Below are 2,653 nucleotides of genomic sequence, written 5' to 3' on the forward strand. Positions count from 1 at the left end.
GATTACGCCCGGCGGGGCATACTCCAACTTTGCCGGCACCGGTACGGCTGGCTACAGCGGAGATGGGGGAGCGGCCACGGCGGCTACGCTCAGCAATCCGGTTGACGTATTTATTAGCAGCAATGCCCTCTACATCGCTGACCTCAACAACCGCTACATTCGTAAGGTAGACCTGTCTACCAACACCATCACCAGCGTAGCCGGCGACGGCACGACGGGCGTTACCAACAACGGTATTGGCTTCCCCAACGGGGTGGCCGTCGACGGAGCCGGCAACATTCTGGTAGCCACGGGCAACGGCCACGTTATTCGCAAGATTACCCCAGCTGGGGTGCACTCCACCATAGCAGGCACCGGCACGGCCGGTTTTTCGGGCGATGGCGCCACCGCCACGAGCGCGCAGGTTGCTTCGCCCATCGACATGAGCGCGCTGGGCAACGACATCTACGTTGCTGACCGCGACAACTACCGGATTCGGAAAATAACCAACGTGGTGGTAACCGCCCCGGCCGTAACGACGGCCGCCGCTACCAGCATCACGACTACGACTGCCGTGCTCGGCGGCAACGTAACAGCCGACGGCGGCGATGCCGTCACGGAGCGCGGAGTGGTATACAGCAGCACCAACACCACCCCCACCACCAACGACACCAAGAACACGAATGGCACGGGCACGGGGGCTTTCTCCGAGACTATCCCTGGCCTGACTCCCGGCACAACCTATTACGTGCGCGCCTATGCCATTAATACCGCAGGCACCAGTTACGGCTCGGTTATCAGCTTCACGACTACGCCTAATGCGCCTGTAGTAACGGCCCCGGCCAACGGCAGCATCGTGAACACGACCACGCCGACTTACAGTGGCACGGCCACAGCCAATGCCACGGTGACTGTGTACGTGGATGGCAGCAGCATCGGCACGACGGCAGCTAATGCAGCCGGCAACTGGTCCCTGACCCAACCCGCAGCCCTGTCGCAGGGCTCGCACACCGTCTACGCTAGAGCTTCTCTTAACGGCTCAGCGGCCAGCGCCAACTCGAACACGAACACGTTCACCGTGGACTCGGTCCGCCCAACGGTAGCCATCAGCTCCTCGGCCGGCGCCTCGGGCAGCACGACGACGACCTCGCCCATCCCGTTCACTGTCACTTTCTCGGAGTCCGTCACGACCTTTGTGCAGGGTGACCTGACGGTAACGGGCGGTACCGTCTCGGGCTTCTCGGGCGCGGGCGCGACCTACACGTTCAACGTAACTCCCGCCGGCAGCGGTAGCACCGTGACGGTAAACGTGGCGGCCAACACTGCTCAAGACCAGGCTGGCAACGGCAACACGGCCGCCACCCAGTTCAGCATCACCTACCAGCAGCCTACGGTCACGGTAGTATCCGTGACGCGCCTGACGCCCTCGCCCACGGCTACGGCCACGGTGAGCTACCGGGTGGTTTTCTCGGGCTCGGTCACGGGTTTGACGACTAGCAACTTTAGCCTGACGACCACCGGCTCCTACAATACGGCGCCCAGCGTGAGCAGCGTATCAGGATCGAACTCTACCTACACGGTGGTGGTGAACACCGGCACGGGTGATGGCACCCTGCGCCTGAATGTGGCCAACAGCGCGGGCACGACGCCCTCAATTACAAACGTACCCTACACGGCAGGTGAGGAATACACCATCAGCAAGAGCTTTGCGGCTGCGCCCACCCTGCGCATCCAAGGCTTCGGCAGCGCCAGCGGCAACAGCGACGTGACGGCCTTCGTGGACGTGGTGCAGGTGCTGCAGAGCGGCACGAGCACGGTCGTAGCCAACGGCGTGCAAAACGGCAGCTTCGAAACCAACAACGTAGCATCCAGCAGCTACCTCTACCAGTCGCAGGGCGTGGTGGCCGCACCCTGGACTTTCGGCCCTCAGGCCGGCGTGTCGCGCAATAATAGCGCCTTCGGCTCGACGGCCGCCGACGGCGACGCAGTGGCCTTCCTGCAAAGCGCAGCCGGCAACAACGGCAACGTAGCGCAGAACCTGGCCGTACCCACGGGTAGCTACCAGGTCCGCTTCCGGGCCATGCAGCGCAATTACACTTCGCTCGACCAGCGCCTGAACGTGTTCGTGAACGACGTGTTCGTGGGCAACATTCAGCCCAACAACATTCCAACGTACGACACCTTTACCTCGGCCTCGTTCAACGTGACGGCCCCGTCCCTGACGGCCAGCATCACCTCCACGGACGTCAGCAACGGCGGCTCAACCGGCACCTCGCCGCTTGCGTTTACGGTAACCTTCTCGGCTAACGTAACGGACTTCACGGCCTCTGACATAACGGTGAGCAATGGCACGGTCTCGGGCTTCTCGGGCTCGGGCTCGACTTACACCTTCAACGTGACGCCTTCTGCCAACGGCACGGTGACGGTAAACGTGCCGGCTAACAGCGCCTTGGATGCCAACAACACCAGCAATACGGCGGCTCCGCAGTTCAGCTTCCAGTACACCCAGCCAGTCACGGCCGCCCCGGTAGTTATTGTGCCGGCCAACGGCGGCTTAGTAAACACCTCTACGCCGACCTACGCCGGTACGGCCCCGGTTAACGCCACGGTAACGTTGTATGTAGACGGCGCCGCCATTGGTACAACCACGGCCAACAGCGCCGGCAACTGGGCC

1 protein-coding gene is annotated in these 2,653 nt (G+C 62.7%); it reads left to right on the top strand.

What is annotated here, in order from left to right:
* Positions 1-2,653, top strand: a 2,653-nt coding sequence (locus EWM57_RS21295; RefSeq protein WP_242510162.1) for an Ig-like domain-containing protein, incomplete at both ends; no start/stop codon positions are given.

It is taken from the genome of Hymenobacter persicinus (assembly GCF_004167665.1).
Lineage (GTDB): Bacteria > Bacteroidota > Bacteroidia > Cytophagales > Hymenobacteraceae > Hymenobacter > Hymenobacter persicinus.